Annotated in this window: 17 protein-coding genes; 6 read left to right on the top strand and 11 right to left on the bottom strand. The window is 63.7% G+C overall.

Annotated elements, in window-relative coordinates; all coding sequences use genetic code 11:
- Nucleotides 1-124: 124 nt before the first annotated feature.
- The 4 genes from EYW42_RS12740 to EYW42_RS12725 all read right to left on the bottom strand — a co-directional run bounded on the left by EYW42_RS12740 (nt 125) and on the right by EYW42_RS12725 (nt 3243).
- Nucleotides 125-1126, bottom strand: a complete 1002-nt coding sequence (locus EYW42_RS12740; protein WP_135535676.1) for an AI-2E family transporter — start codon at nt 1124-1126, stop codon at nt 125-127.
- A gap of 84 nt (nt 1127-1210) precedes the next feature.
- Nucleotides 1211-1936 carry a nucleoside phosphorylase gene (locus tag EYW42_RS12735; RefSeq protein WP_135535675.1) on the bottom strand — a complete coding sequence of 242 codons (726 nt, stop codon included), beginning with the start codon at nt 1934-1936 and terminating at the stop codon, nt 1211-1213.
- Between the two features lie 53 nt (nt 1937-1989).
- On the bottom strand, nt 1990-2310 hold the full coding sequence (locus EYW42_RS12730) for a HalOD1 output domain-containing protein (RefSeq protein ID WP_135535674.1): 321 nt from the start codon (nt 2308-2310) through the stop codon (nt 1990-1992).
- Between the two features lie 108 nt (nt 2311-2418).
- Complete coding sequence (locus tag EYW42_RS12725; RefSeq protein ID WP_135535673.1) at nt 2419-3243, bottom strand: DUF63 family protein; 825 nt, start codon at nt 3241-3243, stop codon at nt 2419-2421.
- 129 nt (nt 3244-3372) lie between these two features.
- Between EYW42_RS12725 and deoC the strand changes: the two genes are divergently transcribed.
- Nucleotides 3373-4011: a deoxyribose-phosphate aldolase gene (deoC, locus tag EYW42_RS12720; RefSeq protein WP_135535672.1), complete on the top strand. Its 639-nt coding sequence runs from the start codon at nt 3373-3375 to the stop codon at nt 4009-4011.
- Between the two features lie 38 nt (nt 4012-4049).
- On the opposite strand, the gene EYW42_RS12715 is transcribed toward deoC, so the two are convergent.
- Complete coding sequence (locus EYW42_RS12715) at nt 4050-6008, bottom strand: PGF-CTERM sorting domain-containing protein (protein WP_135535671.1); 1959 nt, start codon at nt 6006-6008, stop codon at nt 4050-4052.
- Between the two features lie 366 nt (nt 6009-6374).
- Between EYW42_RS12715 and EYW42_RS12710 the strand changes: the two genes are divergently transcribed.
- Nucleotides 6375-7625, top strand: a complete 1251-nt coding sequence (locus EYW42_RS12710) for a tRNA (N(6)-L-threonylcarbamoyladenosine(37)-C(2))-methylthiotransferase (RefSeq protein WP_135535670.1) — start codon at nt 6375-6377, stop codon at nt 7623-7625.
- Here the strand turns inward: EYW42_RS12710 and EYW42_RS12705 are convergent.
- The 3 genes from EYW42_RS12705 to EYW42_RS12695 form a co-directional block, all read right to left on the bottom strand.
- Complete coding sequence (locus tag EYW42_RS12705; RefSeq protein WP_135535669.1) at nt 7622-8524, bottom strand: mechanosensitive ion channel family protein; 903 nt, start codon at nt 8522-8524, stop codon at nt 7622-7624. The genes EYW42_RS12710 and EYW42_RS12705 overlap by 4 nt on opposite strands.
- Before the next feature lie 148 nt (nt 8525-8672).
- Nucleotides 8673-9599, bottom strand: coding sequence for a cation diffusion facilitator family transporter (locus EYW42_RS12700; protein ID WP_135535668.1), 927 nt, complete (start codon nt 9597-9599; stop codon nt 8673-8675).
- A gap of 24 nt (nt 9600-9623) precedes the next feature.
- Nucleotides 9624-10172, bottom strand: coding sequence for an HIT family protein (locus EYW42_RS12695; RefSeq protein WP_135535667.1), 549 nt, complete (start codon nt 10170-10172; stop codon nt 9624-9626).
- Nucleotides 10173-10640: 468 nt separating this feature from the next.
- On the opposite strand from EYW42_RS12695, the gene EYW42_RS12690 reads away from it, so the two are divergent.
- The gene (locus EYW42_RS12690) at nt 10641-10841 is read left to right on the top strand and encodes a DUF7835 family putative zinc beta-ribbon protein (protein ID WP_135535666.1); all 201 of its coding nucleotides are present in this window, start codon (nt 10641-10643) and stop codon (nt 10839-10841) included.
- Here EYW42_RS12690 and map read toward each other — a convergent pair.
- Nucleotides 10838-11734, bottom strand: a complete 897-nt coding sequence (map, locus tag EYW42_RS12685) for a type II methionyl aminopeptidase (protein ID WP_135535665.1) — start codon at nt 11732-11734, stop codon at nt 10838-10840. The two genes, EYW42_RS12690 and map, sit on opposite strands and share 4 nt — an antisense overlap.
- Nucleotides 11735-12175: 441 nt before the next feature.
- Here map and EYW42_RS12680 point away from each other — a divergent pair, with 441 nt between their 5' ends.
- Nucleotides 12176-14293: a hypothetical protein gene (locus EYW42_RS12680; protein ID WP_135535664.1), complete on the top strand. Its 2118-nt coding sequence runs from the start codon at nt 12176-12178 to the stop codon at nt 14291-14293.
- Nucleotides 14294-14312: 19 nt separating this feature from the next.
- Here the strand turns inward: EYW42_RS12680 and EYW42_RS12675 are convergent, their stop codons facing one another.
- Entirely contained in the window at nt 14313-15227 is a 915-nt protein-coding gene (locus EYW42_RS12675; RefSeq protein ID WP_135535663.1) for an isoaspartyl peptidase/L-asparaginase, read from the bottom strand.
- Nucleotides 15228-15503: 276 nt separating this feature from the next.
- Between EYW42_RS12675 and icd the strand changes: the two genes are divergently transcribed.
- Together icd and EYW42_RS12665 are read left to right on the top strand one after the other, a co-directional pair.
- Nucleotides 15504-16781 (top strand): isocitrate dehydrogenase (NADP(+)), encoded by a 1278-nt coding sequence (icd, locus tag EYW42_RS12670; RefSeq protein ID WP_135535662.1) that lies wholly within the window; start codon nt 15504-15506, stop codon nt 16779-16781.
- A gap of 229 nt (nt 16782-17010) precedes the next feature.
- Complete coding sequence (locus tag EYW42_RS12665) at nt 17011-17466, top strand: GNAT family N-acetyltransferase (protein WP_135535661.1); 456 nt, start codon at nt 17011-17013, stop codon at nt 17464-17466.
- Between the two features lie 54 nt (nt 17467-17520).
- Here EYW42_RS12665 and EYW42_RS12660 read toward each other — a convergent pair whose 3' ends face one another.
- Nucleotides 17521-17862 (bottom strand): cupin domain-containing protein, encoded by a 342-nt coding sequence (locus EYW42_RS12660; protein WP_135535660.1) that lies wholly within the window; start codon nt 17860-17862, stop codon nt 17521-17523.
- Nucleotides 17863-17963: the final 101 nt, after the last annotated feature.

Raw genomic sequence — 17963 nt, 5'->3', positions numbered from 1 at the left:
CGGGGCAGAGTCGCCACGGTCCGTAGCTGATCCGTCAGAGTCGCCACGGTCCGTAGCTGATCCGTCAGAGTCGCCACGGTCCGTAGCTGATCCGTCAGAGTCGCCACGGTCCGTAGCTGATCCGTCAGAACCGGTTGTACTGCTCGTCGAAAACGTCTATCGTGGCCTTCAGGGCACCGAGGAGAACCGGTCCGAAGAAGATCCCCATCGCCCCGATCACGTAGACGCCGCCTACGATCCCGAACAGGATGACCGCCGGGTTCAGGTTGGCCCGCCGGTCGACGACGACGGGACGGAGGTAATCGTCAGTGATCCCGACGACGATCGTTCCGTACACCGTCAGACCGACGGCGGCGGCGGCGTCACCGTTGCTGAGCAGAAAGACCGCGGCGGGACCCCAGACGAGGAACGCGCCGACGACCGGCAGCAACGCCAGCACCATCATCACGACGGTCCAGAACAGGGCGTTCGGAATGCCGGTGACGAACAGCCCTACCCCCGCGATCCCGCCCTGAACGGCGGCGACGAACACGTGTCCGGCGAGGACCGCCCACATGACGTTATCTATCTCCTCGAACAGTTCGTCCTGCACGTCCGGCGGCAGCGGGACGACGTCTTTCAGCCACGCGACGAACTCGGCCCCGTCTTTCAGGAGATAGTACAGGAGAAACACGGTGATCCCGAACCCGATCACGACGTGGGTCACCAGGTCGAACAGGCCGAGCGCTTCGCTGAACGCCGTCGAGCCGAGTTCCTGCGGGGCGTTACCGAAGATCGATTCGAGGTCTAGCCGTACCCCCACCGCGTTCTCCACCGTATCCTCTACAAGCGCCACAGTCACGTCGCCGTCACGAATGGCCCGGTACAGCGCCTGCGCCTGCCCGAAGACGGACTGGAACAGGAAAAACAGCGGCAGGAGAACGAGCAGCGACGTCAGCGTGATGAGCGTGAACGCGCTTTTCGTTTCGCCGATCCAGGGGGCGAGATACCGCCGGTGAACGGGGTTGAGAATGTAGACGAGCAGGATAGCGAGCAGTAGAAACTGCAGGAAGGGGAGAACGAGTAGCGCCGCAAACGCACCGAGTACAGCGATGAGGCCGAGCAGAAAGCCGCGGTTCGCGTTCATACTGATCGCTGGCCACGGCGAGCGGCAAAAGCGGGAGGTCGAAGTGACCGGAAACGCCGTCCTTACGCGCGGTGGGGCCGCCGCTCAGAGCGTCGTCGTGGCGTCGAGCGCGATATCGATCGCCCGTTCGACGTTGTTTTTCGCCTTCGACGGGAGTTCGTCCTCGTCCGTCTCGCCCTTCTGAGTCCCTTCGACGAGGTTCCCGTCGACGGTACAGATAGCGCCGGCGCGCATCCCCTTGCGGCGAGCGAGGGTAAAGAGGGCCGCGGCCTCCATCTCGACGGCGAGAACGCCGGCGGCCTCCCAGTTCTCGACGTACTGGTCGGTCTCCGCGTAGAACGCGTCGTCGGTGGCGACGGGACCGACGTGGACGTCTTCGCCGTTCGCCTCCGCGCCGTCGACGAGCGCGGTCAACACGTCGTAGTCCGGGACGGCGGGGAGCGTGGCGTCCTCGTAGCGCTTCGTCGTCCCCTCGTCTTTCGCCGCGCCGGTCGCGACGACCATGTCGCCGATGTCGATGCCCCGCTGGAGCGCGCCGGTCGTCCCGACGCGGATGAGCGTCTCGACGCCGACCGCGTCCAGTTCCTCGGCAGCGATGGCGGCGGACGGGCTCCCGATCCCGGTCGAACAGATCGTCAGCTCCCGGCCTTCGTACTCCGCGTTGACCACCTTGTACTCGCGGTTCTCCGCGACGACAGTGTGGTCGTCGCAGTGCCCGGCGATCCGGTCTACGCGCCCCGGGTCACCCGGGAGGAGCGCAACGTCGGTCAGATCGCCCGGTTCCACCAGTAGATGCGGCTGTTTCGCCATACGTCGACTTCGGCGGACGCCGAGAAAAAGCGTGTGCTTCGCCGCCGACAGCGTCAGGGCCCAGTGACCCGGACGACCACCTCGCCCCGGCCGCGTACGACGACGGTGTATCGACCGATCTCCATGTCGACTGTCGTCGCCGAGTCGGCCGACCCCCACTCGACGAACAGGGAGTCCAGCGCGTCCGGATCGACGTATTCGTACAACTGCGGCGTCGACGAACACGGAGATTCCCCGCGTGCTCCGGCGAGCGCGCGCGAGACGGCGACGCTCGGCGGTTCCGCCTCGTCGGCGTCGTATCGGTGGGTCGTACCGACCCCACCACGCTTCCGGTCTGTACTATCGCTCGGTATATTCGATAAGTTTCCGCTCATTAGTAATCCATCCCCCTGTGAGGTGCTCCTTCATTCACTGAGGCTACGTTGATGAACAAATAACTTTGTCAGACGATTATATATTAATTGATATTTACGCGTCCCGGATCAGGCCCCGATGGTAAACAGCAGAAGATTGTGTATGCCGGGGCCGATACCGACGGCGGCGACGATGCCGAGGAGAACTCTCGCCTGACGCGGTTGCTCGCGGACGTACTCCTCGAACAGCGAGACGATGAGCAGCGCGAGCGTTATCTTCACGAGGACGAACAGCCAGCCGACGCCGATGCTGTCTGCAACCGGTAGCCGGGCCGCGAGGTCGAGTATGGCCTGCGAGGCGGGGGTTTTCTCGCCGGCATCCAGAACGTCTACGCCGATGGCGGTCGAAACCCCGTCCAGCGAGTGCGAGAACACGACTAGCGCTCCGCTCATCCCGGTCACTGCGGCCGCTTCCGTGACGGTGAAACTCAGGAGCAACCAGGCCAGTGCGGCGATGACGCCGGCCAGTACGCCGCCGATAACCGGCCAGAACGGCTCTAACGTTCCTGTCTGCGTTCCCTTGTACAACGAGAACATCACGAAGGTGACGGCGACGCCGGTACCGACTGTCCCGATGTACCGTGCGACCGACGCGTTCCGGCGGGCCGCCGTCAACAGCGTCGCTACGATCCAGACGAGTCCGGCGACGATGGCAGTCGTGACGTACACCGCTCCTGCGCTGAACAGCGGTCTGACCGCATCGGGGAAGGTTTCCTGTAGATAGAGGACGTGCAGCGTCGCTCCCGTCGCCATCCACGGCGCGAACGAGACGACCGTCCAGTCGGTGACTGGCGGTGAAATGGCGTACAGAAGCGCTACGACAGCGACAATCCCGATCCCCAACCCCACGAGATACGGCAACGGCGGTACCACAACCCCTTCCGGTAAGACCATGTAGGACGACCGGCGCGACATCACCGAAAAACTTCCGGTAACCGACACCGTCGAATAAATGATACTTCGATAACAGCTTCCGTCCGGTTCGGTCCCCGGACTTATTGTGTGAGCGGGCGAGGGCCCGGTATGGACCGCGCGACGCTCGCAGAGCGGATCGACCACACGGTGTTGGGACCTGAGACGACGCCGGCGGACGTCCAACAGGTACTGGACGAGGCCGCCGAGTACGGGATGAACGCCTGCATCCCGCCCTGTTACGTCGGCACGGCGGCCGAGCGCACACCCGACGTGACGCTCGCGACGGTCGTCGGATTTCCCCACGGCCAGCACGAACCGAGCATCAAGCGAGAGGAGGCAGTGACCGCCTACGAGGATGGGGCCGACGAGCTCGACGTCGTGCTGAACGTCGGTCGACTGAAGTCAGGCGAGACCCACGCAGTCAGCAGCGAGCTCGCGGGGATAGTCGACGCCGTTCCGGTTCCGGTGAAGGTGATCGTCGAGGCGACGCTGCTCTCCGAGGCCGAACTCCGCCGCGCCTGCGAGGCGGCTGTCGACGCCGACGCCGACTTCGTGAAAACGTCGACGGGGTTCGCCGACGGCGGCGCACGGATCGAAGACGTCGAAACGATGAGCGAGTACCTTCCGGTCAAGGCCTCGGGCGGTATCGGCGACTACGAGCGGGCGGCCGCGATGTTCGAGGCGGGCGCGGACCGGATCGGCGCGAGTAGCGGCATCGCTATCGTCGAAGGCTTCGAGAAGGAATAGCGGCCGTTACAGCGGTCGCGAGGTGAAAGCCGGCCCGGTCACGCGGAACGGCGTCCGGCAAAGAGCGCGAACGCGACGAGAGCGACCAGCGCGACGGCCGGGCCGAAGCCGGGCAGCGACGAGGACGAGGCGTCGTCGTCCTCGCTGTCGTCGTCCCCGCCATCATCGTCGAGACCGAGGAAGGTGTTCGCTTCCGTGGTGTTCATCTCGGGGAACGTCCGTTCGGACTGGTCCCAGTCGTCGGGCATGTGAACCTCGGTGTCGTCGCCGACCGGCGAGAGCGCCCGCACGTCGGACTCGTTGGCGTCGGAGTCGACCGCGTTGGCGACCCGGAGGTACGTGACGGTTTCACCGTCCTGGGACTCGCCGAAGGCGCTTGTAACTACGAGGTCGTCACCGTACGCCTCGTTCATCACGTCGCGGAACGCGGAGACGTTATCGAAGCTAGTCGCGGCCTCGACGGTGACGGTGTCCTCGGTCGCGGAGACGTCCATCTTGGCCCGCTCGAACTCGGACCGCTGGAACGACTGGAGGAACGCCCGGGCCTGCTCGTTGTCCTCACCCGGACCGCTCGTCGTGTCTGCTTCCTGCAGCATGCCGTCGATAGCGTTCTCCACGAGGCCCTCCTGACTGAACGTCGCCGAGGCAGTCGCGGTCAGTTCGTCGTCCTCTGTTTCCACGTGGGTTTCGAACGTGGTGTCGCCGGGCCACTCGACGTCGCGGTCCTCGAGTTCACTGACGTACGCTTGCCAGTTCTCGGTCGCGTACTCCGCGTCGAACTGCATCGTTACCGTGTCGTCGGACTGCACGGAGAGCGACCCGTTCCAGTTCATCGTCTGCTTGAGGTCCGCGGCCTGCATAGCTTCGAACTGACTGCGGGACTCCTCTAGATCCGCCTGAGAGGCGTTCATCTCGGTCGCTTCGAGGATGTCGAACGTCGCCGCGGCGGCCTCGTCGTAGTTGTCGATCTGAACGTTCCAGTTCGTACTCGCCTGTCGTGCCTGTACGTCGACCGACCCCGAGAGTTCGGTCAGTTCGACGGACTGGATACGGTCGGCGAGGTCGCGCGCCTCGCTCTCTGAGAGGTCCAGGTCCTGAGACGAGGCAAGCGAGGCCGTAAGCTGCTCTGAGACGGCTTCGTCGACGCCGGTGAACTCGACGGTGTACTCTATGTCGAGGCGGTTCGTCTCGGCGTCGAACGAGTAGGAGTCGACGGTGACCGAAGCGTCTCCGTCGAGCCCGCGGGCGGTCGTCTCGAACTCGGATTCGAGGGTCCGGGTCGCGTTCGCTCGGGTCGACCAGTTGTCCACGTCCCGGATACCGACGGCGTAGTCCTGGGCGGCGGTGAGAACGTACGCTTCGTCGGTCTCTTGCAGCGTGAACTCGTGGTTCATCTGGGAGCTACTCGGTAGAGACTGCTCCTCGGATAACGTCGCGGTCGCCGACCCCTCGGTCGAGAACTGCGAACTGGTCGTGGTCATCGACCCCTCGGTCGAGACCGATTCGAACGACGAACTACTCTGGCCGGATTCGTCGAGGACCGTGGCGTCGAGTGCCACCGACCCTGAAGACTCCTCGCGGGTCTGGGTCACGGACGCGTCGACCGTCAGGTCTTCGAGCGTCTCGGGCTTGGTCATCGAGAACGCGCCGTCGCCCGACATCGATTCCGGTCCGAGTACGAACGAGGCGTTGCCCGTGAAGTCGTTCTCGGGTTGGTCCTCGATCGTATCGTTGAGAAACACGTGGAACAGCCCTTCCGAGAGGTCCGCACCGAAGTGGCCGTTGGCCGTAGAGTCGCTCTCATTGTTCCGATACACCAGGACGGCGTCGCCGTCGTCCTCGACGTACACGTCGTCAGCCGAACCGCTCGAATCGTCCTCCTGCATGCCGTTCGAGGCAATGCCGGGGGACTGTCCCGTCGCGACTGCACCCACGGGCCCCGTCACGAGAAGGACGACGAGGCCGATGGTGAGAGCCGCACGGCTATATGCAACCATATGTATTCATACCTGAGACCTCTCGAATGATAACTCCACCGACTTGGTTTCGGCGGTGCCGTGCCGTAACAACCGCCATGGACGGGCCGTATCACGGGATCCGTTCACTCTCTGGCGACCAGGCACTGCGGGCCGTCCGCCGGCATCGCGACAGCATACACCGCTTCGCCGGCGGGGAATGCGGACGAGAACGGGAAGGGTCGGTCGCACATCCCGCGAGCGTGCCAGTCGTCAGGGGCCCCGCTACGAGAAACCGGCGACGGGTGCAGGAAATCGAGAGCACACCGGAGACTGACAGTCCGATAATAGTCAGTGCCCGGAATCCGTCGCGCTTTTGACCGCTGGACCGTAAGTCGGTACAAGCGAATGGCCCGCTACCACATCGAGACGTACGGGTGTACGTCGAACCGCGGAGAGAGCCGTCAGATAGAGCGAAAGCTCCGCGACGCGGGCCACAAACCGGTCGACGGACCCGACGAGGCGGACGTCGCCATCATGAACACCTGTACGGTCGTCGAGAAGACCGAACACAACATGCTCCGGCGGGCGCAGGAACTGGAAGACGAAACAGCCGACCTCATCGTCACCGGGTGTATGGCCCTCGCGCAGGGCGAGGAGTTCGAGCAAGCGGGCGTCGACGCACAGGTACTACACTGGGACGACGTCCCGACGGCGATCCGCAACGGCGAGTGCCCGACGCCCGAGAGCGGCACGGACCCCGTCATCGACGGCGTCGTCGGCATCCTCCCCATCGCTCGCGGCTGCATGAGCGACTGCTCGTACTGCATTACGAAGCAGGCGACCGGAAAGATCGACTCGCCGCCCGTCTCCGAGAACGTCGAGAAGGCCCGCGCGCTGGTCCACGCCGGCGCGAAAGAGATCCGTATCACGGGCCAGGACACCGGCGTCTACGGCTGGGACGATGGCGAGCGCAAGCTCCACGTCCTACTCGACCGCATCTGCGACATCGAGGGCGACTTCCGGGTGCGCGTCGGCATGGCGAACCCGAAGGGGGTCCACGGCATCCGCGAGGAACTCGCCGAGGTGTTCGCCGAGAACGAGAAGCTGTACAACTTCATCCACGCGCCCGTCCAGAGCGGCTCCAACGACGTTCTCGGCGACATGCGCCGTCAACACCAGGTGTCGGAGTTCGTCGAGGTCGTGGAGACGTTCGACGAGCGGCTCGACCACTGGACGCTGTCGACGGACTTCATCGTCGGGTTCCCCAGCGAAACGGCCCGCGACCACGAGCAGAGCATGGCGCTGTTCCGAGAGATCCGCCCCGAGAAGGTCAACGTTACCCGCTTCTCGAAGCGGCCGGGCACCGACGCCGACGACATGAAGGGCCTGGGCGGTCAGACGAAGAAGGACCGCTCGAAGGAGATGTCCGAACTCAAACGAGACATCGTCGCCGAGGCGTACGACGAACTCGTCGGTACGACACGCGAGGTGCTGGTCGTCGAGGACGGCACCGGCGACTCCGTGAAGTGCCGCGACGGCGCGTACCGCCAGATAATCGTTCAGGAGGCCTCCGAGTACGACTTCGAGGTCGGCGACTTCGTCGACGTCGAAGTGACAGGCCACAATACGGTGTACGCGCTGGCCGACCCGGTTTAATTCTCTTTGTCACCGTACTGTCCGCCGTCCTCACCGCGGTCCAGCCCGACAGTTCCGGACAGTTCGTGCTCCGACGGGGGGCTGAGCTGTGCGTCGTGGTCGTCTAACCGGTCGATCACCCGCCGAGCGAACTCAGACCGGACGCGAACGTAGTCGGACCGTGCCGGGTCGGCGATCCACACCCGCACCGAAAGCACCGCGCCGTTGTCCGCGAACTCCGTCAGGCGGACCGAGGGAGCGGGCCGTTCGAGGATCTCCGGATGAGCCCCCGCTTCCGCCGTGAGCAGCGCCGAGACGGCCTCAAGGTCGTCATCGTAGCTCACCTCCACCGGTAACTGGAGCCTGAGACGGTCGGTGAGAACCGGGTTCGTCACCGCGGTCGTCGTGAGCTCCGAGTTCGGCACCGTGAGTATCTCGTTGTCGAACGTGCGGACGCGAGTCGCGCGAAAGGAGATATCGTCGATGACGCCCTCGCGCTCGTTCCATCGGATCCAGTCGCCGATGTTGAATTTCGGGTCGGTGACGATGAACGCGCCGCTGACGAGATTTCCGATGACGTCCTGTGCCGCAAATCCGAGTGCCACAGTGAGCGCAGCGACGATAACCGCCGACCCCCCGATCACCCTGCTGAACCCCGCGAACGTCGCTGCGAGCATCACGGCGACGGCGAGGACGGCGACCCGGACGACCCGCTGGAGCGCCGAGGCGTACGTCGGATCGGCGTTCCGGGCGTCTAACAGCCCCGCGACAGCGGGTTCGATCACGTACCGTCCGAGGACGTACACCGCCAGAAACCAGACGGTGAACTCCGCGATACCCGAGATCAGGGTCCCGTATCGTCGCCAGAAGCGGTCGAGTAGCCGTATCTGAAGCGGTAGGGCAAGTCCCACGTGATCCATCCGAACGGGCTACAACGCGACGGAAGTCAAACGCTTGGGGAATCGGAAGAAAGCAGACGGAGGTTTATTCCCGATCCGACAGGAGCGCGTGTGCCGATAGACAGCGCTGACCGCGGTACGGACGTCACGCCGACGGGGAGGCGTCAGTTCACTCTTTCCCGTTAACGTACTGAAGCAGGTCCTCTGCGGCCTCGTCGTCCTTCCACTCGCCGAGTTCTTTCGGGTCGACGTGGACGTACACGTCGTCGACCGACGGTAGCTCCTCGATAGACTGGATGACGGCGCTTTCGATGGCGTGTGCCTCGCGTAGCGTTCGGTCGCCCTCGACCTCGATGTGGAGGCTGACGTCTATCTCGGGACCGACGTAGTGGGCGATGACGTCGTGGACGCCCTGAACGTCGGGGTGGTCCATCGCCCGGCGGACTATCTCCGCGCGGAGGTCCTCGGACGGCGCTGCCCCCACGAGATAGTTGACGTTGTCCCGGACGATCTCGACGCCCGTATAGAGGATACCGAACGAGACGACGGTGGCCGCGGCAGGGTCGAGGAGCGGGTAGCCGGCCTGTGCGCCCGCCACGCCGATCAGCGCCGCGGTCGCGGTGAGGATGTCGTTGCGGTTGTCGAGGGCCGCCGCCCTGACGGCGGGCGAGTTGTTCTCGTCGGCGACCCGCAGGCAGTAGCGGTAGAGGACGAACTTCGTCGCCGCCGCGCCGGCGAGGACCGCGCCGGCGCTCCAGCCTCTGGTGACGACGACGCTGCCGGAGAGTACCTCCGAAACGGCGTTGTAGAGGACGAGTCCGCCGACGACGAAGATGGCGGCGGCGATGAACAGAGAGACGAACGGTTCGATCCGCTCGTGGCCGTGCGGGTGTTCGAAGTCCGGCGGTTGTGTGGTGAGATAGAGGCCGGCGAGCACGACCAGGCTGTACGCCGAGTCCGCGAGGCTGTTGACGGCCTCGGATCCGACGGCGAGACTCCCGGTCGAGTACCAGACGACCCCCTTGAGAAGCGCGAGCCCCAGGTTGGCGACGAGGACAACGATCCCGACTTTGCGAAGCGCCGCGCCGCGGTTCATCGGGTTTGGCTACGGAGGAATCACTTAAGGACGTACCGGCTGATCGATCCGGACCGCTCCCTCGTCGGGGACGGTCGTCCCCTTCTGGTCGGCGAACGCGGCGTGCAGACGGTCGTAGGTTTCCGAGAGCGCCTCGACAATCACTTTCGTGTCAGAAATGACCGGCATGAAATTGGTGTCTTCCTCCCATCTCGGTACGACGTGGGTGTGAAGGTGGTCATCGACGGATCCCCCCGCGCCGTCCCCGAGGTTCAAGCCTGCATTGAAGCCGTCCGGATCGAACGATTCCGTCAACGCGTCGAACGTTCGCTGTTTCAACCCGGCGTGGTCCAGTAGCGTCTCCTCCGACAGATCACCGTACGCACCCGTGTGGTGATGCGGAATGACCATCACGTGGCCGGGGTTGTACGGATAGTTGTTCAACAGGACGTACGCGCGCTCGCTCCGTGCAACGAGCAGGTTTTCTTCGTCGTCCCACTCCGGAAGTTCGCAGAAGACGCAGTCCTCGACCGCAGTGTCGTTCGCGTTTCGTTCGACCCACTCGATCCGCCACGGTGCGAACACCTGATCCATGCCTTGCTCTGAGAACGCCGGTCAGTTATATCATCGGCTGTAGTCGTACTGGTAGATTCCTCCGGTTCAGCTAGCTGGCGGGCCGGTCCTGACGGAATCCGTCGTTGACGTGCCCCTATCAGTGTCAGTGAAGAGGGCTCTGTATCGCCACAGCGGTTCACACACAGGTATAGCCGGCGGGTATAGTAGCGCTTGAAACCCATCACACACTCGCTCGTACGACTGCGTGCGATCGGATGTAACAGTTCCAAGTGTGATATGTCCTTCACGTACGGGTTCGAAGTTCGTACCTACAGGTCGAGTGTCACTTTTCGAGTCCAAAGCGCTTCGAAGCTACCGGCGTACGGTATAAGAGAATCACCGGGTATTACTGCATGAAACTACCATATATAGAGAGTTGAACAGTTCAAACAGCGTCGAACGAAGTAAGGCTTTTATGTTAGCCTCGGCTCTCAGGAATAAGTACCGATGGCAACGACTGACGACTCATTTGACGGAATAACCGAACACTGCGACGATTGCGAAACCGACACGCTCCATGAGGTTTCAGTTCAGATCAAGACCGAAAGCCTCAAAGAGGAAAACTCCGAGTTCTCCCGAGAACCGTACCGCGTCGCCGAATGTCAGCGGTGCGGCGAGCGCTCCAGCCAGCGGATGAACAACGCTTAACGCGTCGTAACCTCGCAGCCGGACGGCGTCACGATGACAGTATGCTCTTTCTGGCTCACTAACGCTCCGTCGTCTTCTTTCAGGACCGGATAGCCGTGGACGATATCCTGTGCCTTCAGCCGACGTAGAGCCATCCCCGCGCGTCCCGTGTCCAGCCATCGGGTCGCAAACGGCAGCGTCTTGAACTCCTCATTGATCTGCTCCAGCGCCTGTCGCGCCTGCCGATTCCGGATCGAGCCGTCTCGTTCCAGCGCGAAGATCTCCTCGTCGGCCCCCTCGTTGACCTTCCCGGATCCGTCGGTCGCGAACGGTTCGATCGCGACGACCTGACCGACAGATAGCGTCGCACCCTGTGACACCGCGCGGTTCGGGATGTTCGGGGAGGTGTGTTGCTCCCAGTGACCGAGGCCGTGACCGGTCAGGTTGACGACGGGGTTGAACCCGTACCCGTCGATGACTTCCTCTATCGCTGCGCCGATATCCCCGGTTTCGACGCCCGGTTCGACCAGATCCAGCGCAGCGTCCAATGCCTCGGCGCTCGCCGCGGCGAGTTCGTCGTGTCCCGAGAGGTCGACGGTTACGGCGGTGTCGGCGAGCCATCCGTCGACGTGAACGCCGATGTCCAGGTTGATCATCTCCTCCCCGAACGTAGTGTCGTCGTCGACGCTGGGGGTGGCGTGTGCCGCCTCCTCGTCGACGCTGATGTTGACGGGGAACGCGGGTTCGCCGCCGAGTTCTCGGATCCGCTCCTCCGCGAATTCCGCGACCTCTAAATGGGACGCACCGACCTCGACGCGTTCGGCAGTTTCCGCTCGGACCTGGGCGAGTATCTCGCCGGCCTCGCGATGTTTCTCGTACTTCTCGGCGTCGAGGTCCACGTCGTTCTCTGCCATGGCCACATGTAGACCGGACCGGCAGAAAGAGGTTGCGTCTCGTTACGTGCGGTCGCCGGCTCTCACCGGCTCGAACCCGTGTAACGCACGCCTCTAGTCGAGCTCACATGAAGGGTCTAACAGCGCCTTTGTACGGGAGGCAAGCGTATTTGAAGGAGATCACCACAGGGAAGATCGTCGCAGAGGCGGGCGCTAACGTGCAACACGACCGCAGGAAACGACGGCGAGCCAACGAACTCGCCGTGAACGTTTTGCGCCATTTTACGTATCGCAGTACGGCGGTTCGTCAGATTACAAAGCACTGTATACCGCTCGCCGTGAAAACGACGAAAACCGCGTATAGAGCTTCAAACACCGTTAAGACGCGTTGGAGAACGAAAACAGAGCGGAACGGCCTCGCTCGTTTATTTGGGGCGTTGTCGAAGTCTCTGAGGCCAGAGTATGAAAAAGCAAACGACACTGGCTGTGATTCTCGCAGTCATGGTTTCGCTCTCCGCCGCGCCGGTGGGAGCGATCGGTACACCCACAACAGACGGCGACGCGACGGAGAACGTGCAGGACGATGGAGTCGTTCTCCAGGACGTCACCGTCGAGGAGCTCCAGCTCCAGAACGTGACGGTCCACAACGCGACGATAGAGGAGTTGCACGTCGAACAGTTGCGCACTAGCGACCGCGCGTTCACGGACGCCACGTTCGAGAACGTGACCTTCGAACAGCTGTCGCTCGAAAACGTCACGCTCGAACAGGTGAGCGGCGAAGAGGAAACCTTGCGTGAGGTATTCGGCGATCAGGTCGAGACCAGCGCCGCGAACGACACAGCGGCGAACGAGTCCGCCGACAACGAAACGATGGACAACGAGTCCGATGGCGAAGCGTTACTCGGCGACAACGAGTCCGAGATGGACAACGAGTCGAACGCCACGAACGCGTCGGCCGCGTTCAACGTCCAGGAGGACAACGAAACTGCTGACAACGAAACGATGGACAACGAGTCCGACACCGGTATGCAGGACAACGAGACGGCTGACAACGAGACCATGGACGACAACGAGACCATGGATAACGAGTCAGACACCGGTATGCAGGACAACGAGACGGCCGACAACGAGACAGCCGACAACGAAACCGGCATGCAGGACAACGAAACTGACGACGGTGCGGCCGCCGATGGCCAGCAACTGGTCGTCCAGGACCTGACCATCGAAGAGCTCACGGTTGAGACGCTGACCATCGAGGAGCTGTCCGTCGAGGACGACCAGACGGGCATCTTCGGTCAGCCGGCAGACGACGAAACGGCCGACAACGAGACCGCTGACAACGAGACGATGGACAACGAGTCCGACACCGGAATGGAGGACAACGAGACCATGGACGACAACGAGTCCGAAATGGACAACGAGTCTGACACCGGTATGGAGGACAACGAGACGGCCGACAACGAGACCATGGGCGACAACGAGTCGAACACCACCAACGCGTCGGCCGCGTTCAACGTCCAGGAGGACAACGCGAGCCAGCAGTCAGACGACGCTCGCGTCATCGGTGAACTCGTCATCGAGGAGATGTCGGTTACGGAGATGACGATACAGTCCATGTCCGTCGAGACGATCACGTCGCCCCAGCTCGAAGCCGGCGGCGGCGAGGCGGCCACAGATGTCGAGATCAACGTGTCTGATACGGCCGACAACGAGACGGCCGACAATGAGACCATGGATAACGAGACCATGGACAACGAAACCATGGATAACGAGACCATGGACAACGAGACGGCCGACAACGAAACCATGGATAACGAAACCATGGACAACGAGACCATGGGCGACAACGAGTCGAACACCACTAACGTGTCGGCCGCGTTCAACGCGCAGGAGGACAACGAGTCCGACAACGAGACGGACGGCGGCATGCAGGATAACGCGACCGACGAGGGTGTCCAGATGCAGGAGCCCGACGTCGAGCAGGTGACTATCAGTAACATGACGGTCGAAACCGTGTCCGTCGAGCAGGCGACTGCCGCAAATCAGACGGTCAACTTCGGTGATAACTTCGACAGTCTAGTGATCATCGATGCGAACCTGCCGGACAGCGTCAGTATCGGTGACAGTTACAACGTGACCGTCACCGTACTCAATCCGACTGACGAGCGCATCGGTAACTTCGTCCAGTACCAACTCGGCGGGAGCACCTACGACAGCAAACTCAGCTCCGTCGAGGCGGGGAACACCACGAACGTCACCATCCAGATAGAAGAACTCGACTTCCTGTCCGGCGAGTGGGTCCAGTCGGTGAACACGAGTAACCACTCGGTGTTCAACAACGTCGGGATAGCCGACATCCAGAACGGCGAAGAGGAAGAGACGCCGAATCAGGGTCCACAGCAGGACAACGAGACTGAAGACACGTTAGCCGACGATAACGAGACGGCCGACAACGAGACCATGGGAGACAACGAAACGATGGACAACGAGTCCACGGCTGACAACGAGACGAGCGACGACAACGAGACGGACGGGAGCGCCTTCGCGGTGACTGAGCGAACCGCCGCGTTCGTCGCCTGACCGGTCCGTCGTAGCTTTTTTATCGGCGTGCAGTCGCGGTCTGCATCGCGTCGCTGTTGAACGCGGAGCCGAGGCTCCCGTCGCGGCCGAGAACGATGATGCCAGCGTCGGAGCCCGTGAGTTCCCCGAAGGCCTCGATCGCACGGTCCGCGGCAGTCGCCGCATCGTCGCCGCGTTCGAGGCGGTCGACGGCGCGCCGCGCGAGCGTGACGCGGGCGATGTCTTCACCCGCACCGGTCGCGCTGGCCCCGCCGGCGGGTGCACAGTAAAACCCGCTTCCGACCTGCGGAACGTCGCCGACGCGGCCCGCGAGCGCCAGCCAGCGACCGCCCGTCGACGTTGCGGCGGCGAGCCGGTTCCCTTGACGCGCGACGGCCCCGACCGTATCGTGGTCCTGTGGCGTGTCGGCGACGTTCGACGCCGCGGAGTCCGACTCTCGACCGTCGGCGTCGGTTCGGTCGAAACGGTCGGCGAGCCACGAGAGATGCTCTGCCGGGCCGCCCGAGGGCGGAGCGAGTTCGGCCCAGCGGTCGCGCGTCCGGTCGGTCCAGAGGTCACAGTCGGTCTCAACGCCGTAGTCCGCGGCGAGTCGAACCCCTTCGTCACCGCTGACCAGCACGTGCGGCGTCTCGTCGAGAACGACGCGCGCCGCGTCGACGGCGTGTTCGACGCCGGGGAGCGACGACACCGCCCCGACCGCTCGGTCGCTGGTCATGAGTCCCGCGTCGGTCCGAACGACGCCGTCCGACTGGACAGCGCCACCGACGCCGGCGTTGAACCGCGGGTTCGATTCGAGCACTCGAACCGCCGCCGTGACCGCGTCGAGCGGGGACGTGGCGTCGGCACCGGTCGCGGCTGCCTCGTCGAGAACGTTCTGTCGCGCCTGCGGGTCGTCGGGACTCGCGCCCGCACCTCCGTGGACGATGACCTGCATGCCGTCTTCTCGGAAGGGCGACCCTATAGATGCGGTGCTTCGTTCGGCGGCGGTCCGGCTTTCGGGACCCGGCCGAGCCGGCGGTGATCTACCGAAACGGGTGGACCGAACTCCGGGCGATACTCGGAACGCGGGAGAGATGACCCACGAGATGTGGGGGCGTCAAGGATCGTTACGCAGAGAGTAACGAGTCGCAGTCCCCCGATACGCCGGGGATCCTGACCGACGCGCGAAATGGCAGGTCTTTTGTTGGCGTCAATGCTCCCTTGAAACGCTATGAGCTACGACAAGGTCGAAGTCCCGGACTCGGGACAGAAGATCGAGGTCGAGGACGAAGAAAACGACGAGATCTACGTCCCTGACGACCCGATCATCCCGATTATTCACGGCGACGGTATCGGACAGGACGTCGCTCCCGCAGCGCGGAAAGTACTCGACGCGGCCGCCGAGGCGACCGGTCGAAACATCAGTTGGATGCGCCTCTACGCCGGTCAGAGCGCTCGCGACCGCTACGGCGAGGACGTGAACCTGCCCGACGAGACCGTCGAAGCGATCCGCGAACACCGCGTCGCGATCAAGGGCCCGCTGACGACGCCCGTCGGTGCCGGCTACCGCTCGCTGAACGTCGCACTGCGACAGACGCTCGATCTCTTCGCGAACGTCCGACCGACGTACTACCTCGACGGCGTCCCGTCACCGATGAAAGCGCCGGAGGAGATGGACATGGTCACGTTCCGGGAAAACACTGAGGACGTGTACGCCGGCATCGAGTGGGAGGCCGGCACTGACGAGGTCGAGCAGGTCCGCGACTTCGTCGAGGACGAGATGGACTTCGACGACGTGATGCACGACGGCCCCATCGGCATCGGTATCAAGCCGATCTCCGAGAAAGGCAGCAAGCGCCTGGTTCGTCGCGCCATCGACTACGCCATCGAACACGACCGCGACAAGGTCACGCTGGTCCACAAGGGCAACATCATGAAGTTCACCGAGGGCCAGTTCGGCGACTGGGGAATGGAGGTCGCCGACGAGGAGTACCCCGACGACGAGGTCTTCGCCGCTCCCGACTCCCTCTGGGAGGAACAGGACGAGGTCGACATCCCGGAGGACGCCGTCATGGTCGAGGAGCGCCTCGCCGACGCGATGCTCCAGTGGATGCAGCTACGCACCGACGAGTTCGACGTGCTGGCGATGCCGAACCTTAACGGCGATTACCTCTCCGACGCCGCAGGTGCCCAGATCGGCGGTCTCGGCATCGCGCCGGGCGGGAACTTCGGCAAGGCCCGCATGCTCGCCGAACCGGTCCACGGTTCCGCGCCCAAGCGCGCCGGCCAGAACATGGCCAACCCGACCGCGCTGATCCTCTCCGGCCGTCTCATGTTCGACTACCTCGGCTGGGACGAGGCCGCGGACCTCCTGCACGACGCCGTCGAGGAGACCATCTCCTCCGGCAAGGTCACCTACGACCTCGAACGCCAGATAGAGGGCGGCGAGAAACTCGGTACCGACGAGTACGCCGACGCGATCTGCGAGAATATAGAGCGACTCGCATAACGAGTCGCTCTGACTTTCGCGGCGAAGCCGCGAAAACATCGAGAAGCTCTCCTAGAGGGGTTCTCGTCCGCTGGCGGCTCGACCGCTGGAACACCGAGAAGCTGTCGGGGACGCCGTTTCGGGTAGTCAGACGCCCGCGGCGTCCGTCGGCGTCGAGACGCTTTCGAACGCTTCTCGGTCCGTCTGTCGTCCGCAACGCTCTCAACGGCAGAGTGTCAACGCCGGACCGATGCACGAGGATGCGGACGCACACGACGGGTTCGACGTGCGAGTCGTCCGGACGGACAGGCAGTACGAGGACGCCCTCGACGTACGGTACGACGTGTTCGTCGAGGAACAGGACGTCCCCGAAGCTCTGGAAGTCGACGAGTACGAGGACGAGTCGATCCACTTCGTCGCGTACCTCGACGGCGACCCGGTGGGGGCCGCTCGGCTTCGCGAGACGGACGACGACACGGCCAAGGTCGAGCGGGTGGCGGTACTGGACCGAGAGCGCGGCGAGGGGTACGGCAGTGAGATCATGCAGGTGATCGAGCGGGTCGCGGAGCAACGGGACTACGACCGCGTTTCGCTCCACGCACAGACGCACGCGGCCCCGTTCTACGACCGTCTCGACTACGAGCGCGTCGGCGAGGAGTTCGAGGAGGCCGGCATCCCACACGTGAAGATGGTCAAGTCGCTGTGACGGCCACACGGCCGGACTGTCGAACGGGAAAACAGCGTCCGTCAGTACGAGCGGTTAGTCCTGCCAGTCGGGGTTCTCCCGCGGCGGACTGAAGATGTCGACTCCGCGTACGGGGATGTCCCCGCGGTTCTCCGCCGCGTGGGTCTCTCCGCCCGGGATGGCGTAGGAGTCGTCCGGACCGACTTCTATCTCCTCGCCGTCTTCCAGGACGAAGACGAGCGTCCCGTCCACGATGTAGCCGGTCTGCTCGTGGGGGTGGCTGTGTGCCGGCACCGTCGCGCCGGGTTCGATGTCGAAGTGCTGTACGTTCATGTTCTCGCCGCCGGCGAGCAGCGACAGATGAACGCCGTCGACTGCCTCCGTCGAGTCGCGGTCCGCCAAGGCAACACGTTCCATGACCCGTCGTACGGAGGAACCCCACCTAAGCTTTCGCCCGATACGCCCTCGGGACGCCGTTCGAGCGGGACGGAGAGGATGTGACTGAGAGACGGCAGAGT

It is taken from the genome of Halostella pelagica (genome assembly GCF_004762015.1).
In the GTDB taxonomy this organism is placed as follows: Archaea; Halobacteriota; Halobacteria; order Halobacteriales; family Natronoarchaeaceae; genus Halostella; species Halostella pelagica.
The sequence above is the reverse complement of the archived record's forward strand: the minus strand, read 5'-3'. Positions and strand labels throughout refer to the sequence as shown.

Bases quoted from the DNA above. Each gene is read 5' to 3' on its own strand.
- EYW42_RS12705 (WP_135535669.1), bottom strand. From the start codon at position 8,524: ATGGATCACGTGGGACTTGCCCTACCGCTTCAGATACGGCTACTCGAC.
- EYW42_RS12710 (WP_135535670.1), top strand. From the start codon at position 6,375: ATGGCCCGCTACCACATCGAGACGTACGGGTGTACGTCGAACCGCGGA.
- EYW42_RS12735 (WP_135535675.1), bottom strand. From the start codon at position 1,936: ATGGCGAAACAGCCGCATCTACTGGTGGAACCGGGCGATCTGACCGAC.
- EYW42_RS12740 (WP_135535676.1), bottom strand. From the start codon at position 1,126: ATGAACGCGAACCGCGGCTTTCTGCTCGGCCTCATCGCTGTACTCGGT.
- EYW42_RS12725 (WP_135535673.1), bottom strand. From the start codon at position 3,243: ATGGTCTTACCGGAAGGGGTTGTGGTACCGCCGTTGCCGTATCTCGTG.
- EYW42_RS12695 (WP_135535667.1), bottom strand. From the start codon at position 10,172: ATGGATCAGGTGTTCGCACCGTGGCGGATCGAGTGGGTCGAACGAAAC.
- EYW42_RS12660 (WP_135535660.1), bottom strand. From the start codon at position 17,862: ATGGAACGTGTTGCCTTGGCGGACCGCGACTCGACGGAGGCAGTCGAC.
- EYW42_RS12675 (WP_135535663.1), bottom strand. From the start codon at position 15,227: ATGCAGGTCATCGTCCACGGAGGTGCGGGCGCGAGTCCCGACGACCCG.
- EYW42_RS12715 (WP_135535671.1), bottom strand. From the start codon at position 6,008: ATGGTTGCATATAGCCGTGCGGCTCTCACCATCGGCCTCGTCGTCCTT.
- EYW42_RS12690 (WP_135535666.1), top strand. From the start codon at position 10,641: ATGGCAACGACTGACGACTCATTTGACGGAATAACCGAACACTGCGAC.
- map (WP_135535665.1), bottom strand. From the start codon at position 11,734: ATGGCAGAGAACGACGTGGACCTCGACGCCGAGAAGTACGAGAAACAT.
- EYW42_RS12680 (WP_135535664.1), top strand. From the start codon at position 12,176: ATGAAAAAGCAAACGACACTGGCTGTGATTCTCGCAGTCATGGTTTCG.
- deoC (WP_135535672.1), top strand. From the start codon at position 3,373: ATGGACCGCGCGACGCTCGCAGAGCGGATCGACCACACGGTGTTGGGA.
- EYW42_RS12730 (WP_135535674.1), bottom strand. From the start codon at position 2,310: ATGAGCGGAAACTTATCGAATATACCGAGCGATAGTACAGACCGGAAG.
- EYW42_RS12665 (WP_135535661.1), top strand. From the start codon at position 17,011: ATGCACGAGGATGCGGACGCACACGACGGGTTCGACGTGCGAGTCGTC.
- EYW42_RS12700 (WP_135535668.1), bottom strand. From the start codon at position 9,599: ATGAACCGCGGCGCGGCGCTTCGCAAAGTCGGGATCGTTGTCCTCGTC.
- icd (WP_135535662.1), top strand. From the start codon at position 15,504: ATGAGCTACGACAAGGTCGAAGTCCCGGACTCGGGACAGAAGATCGAG.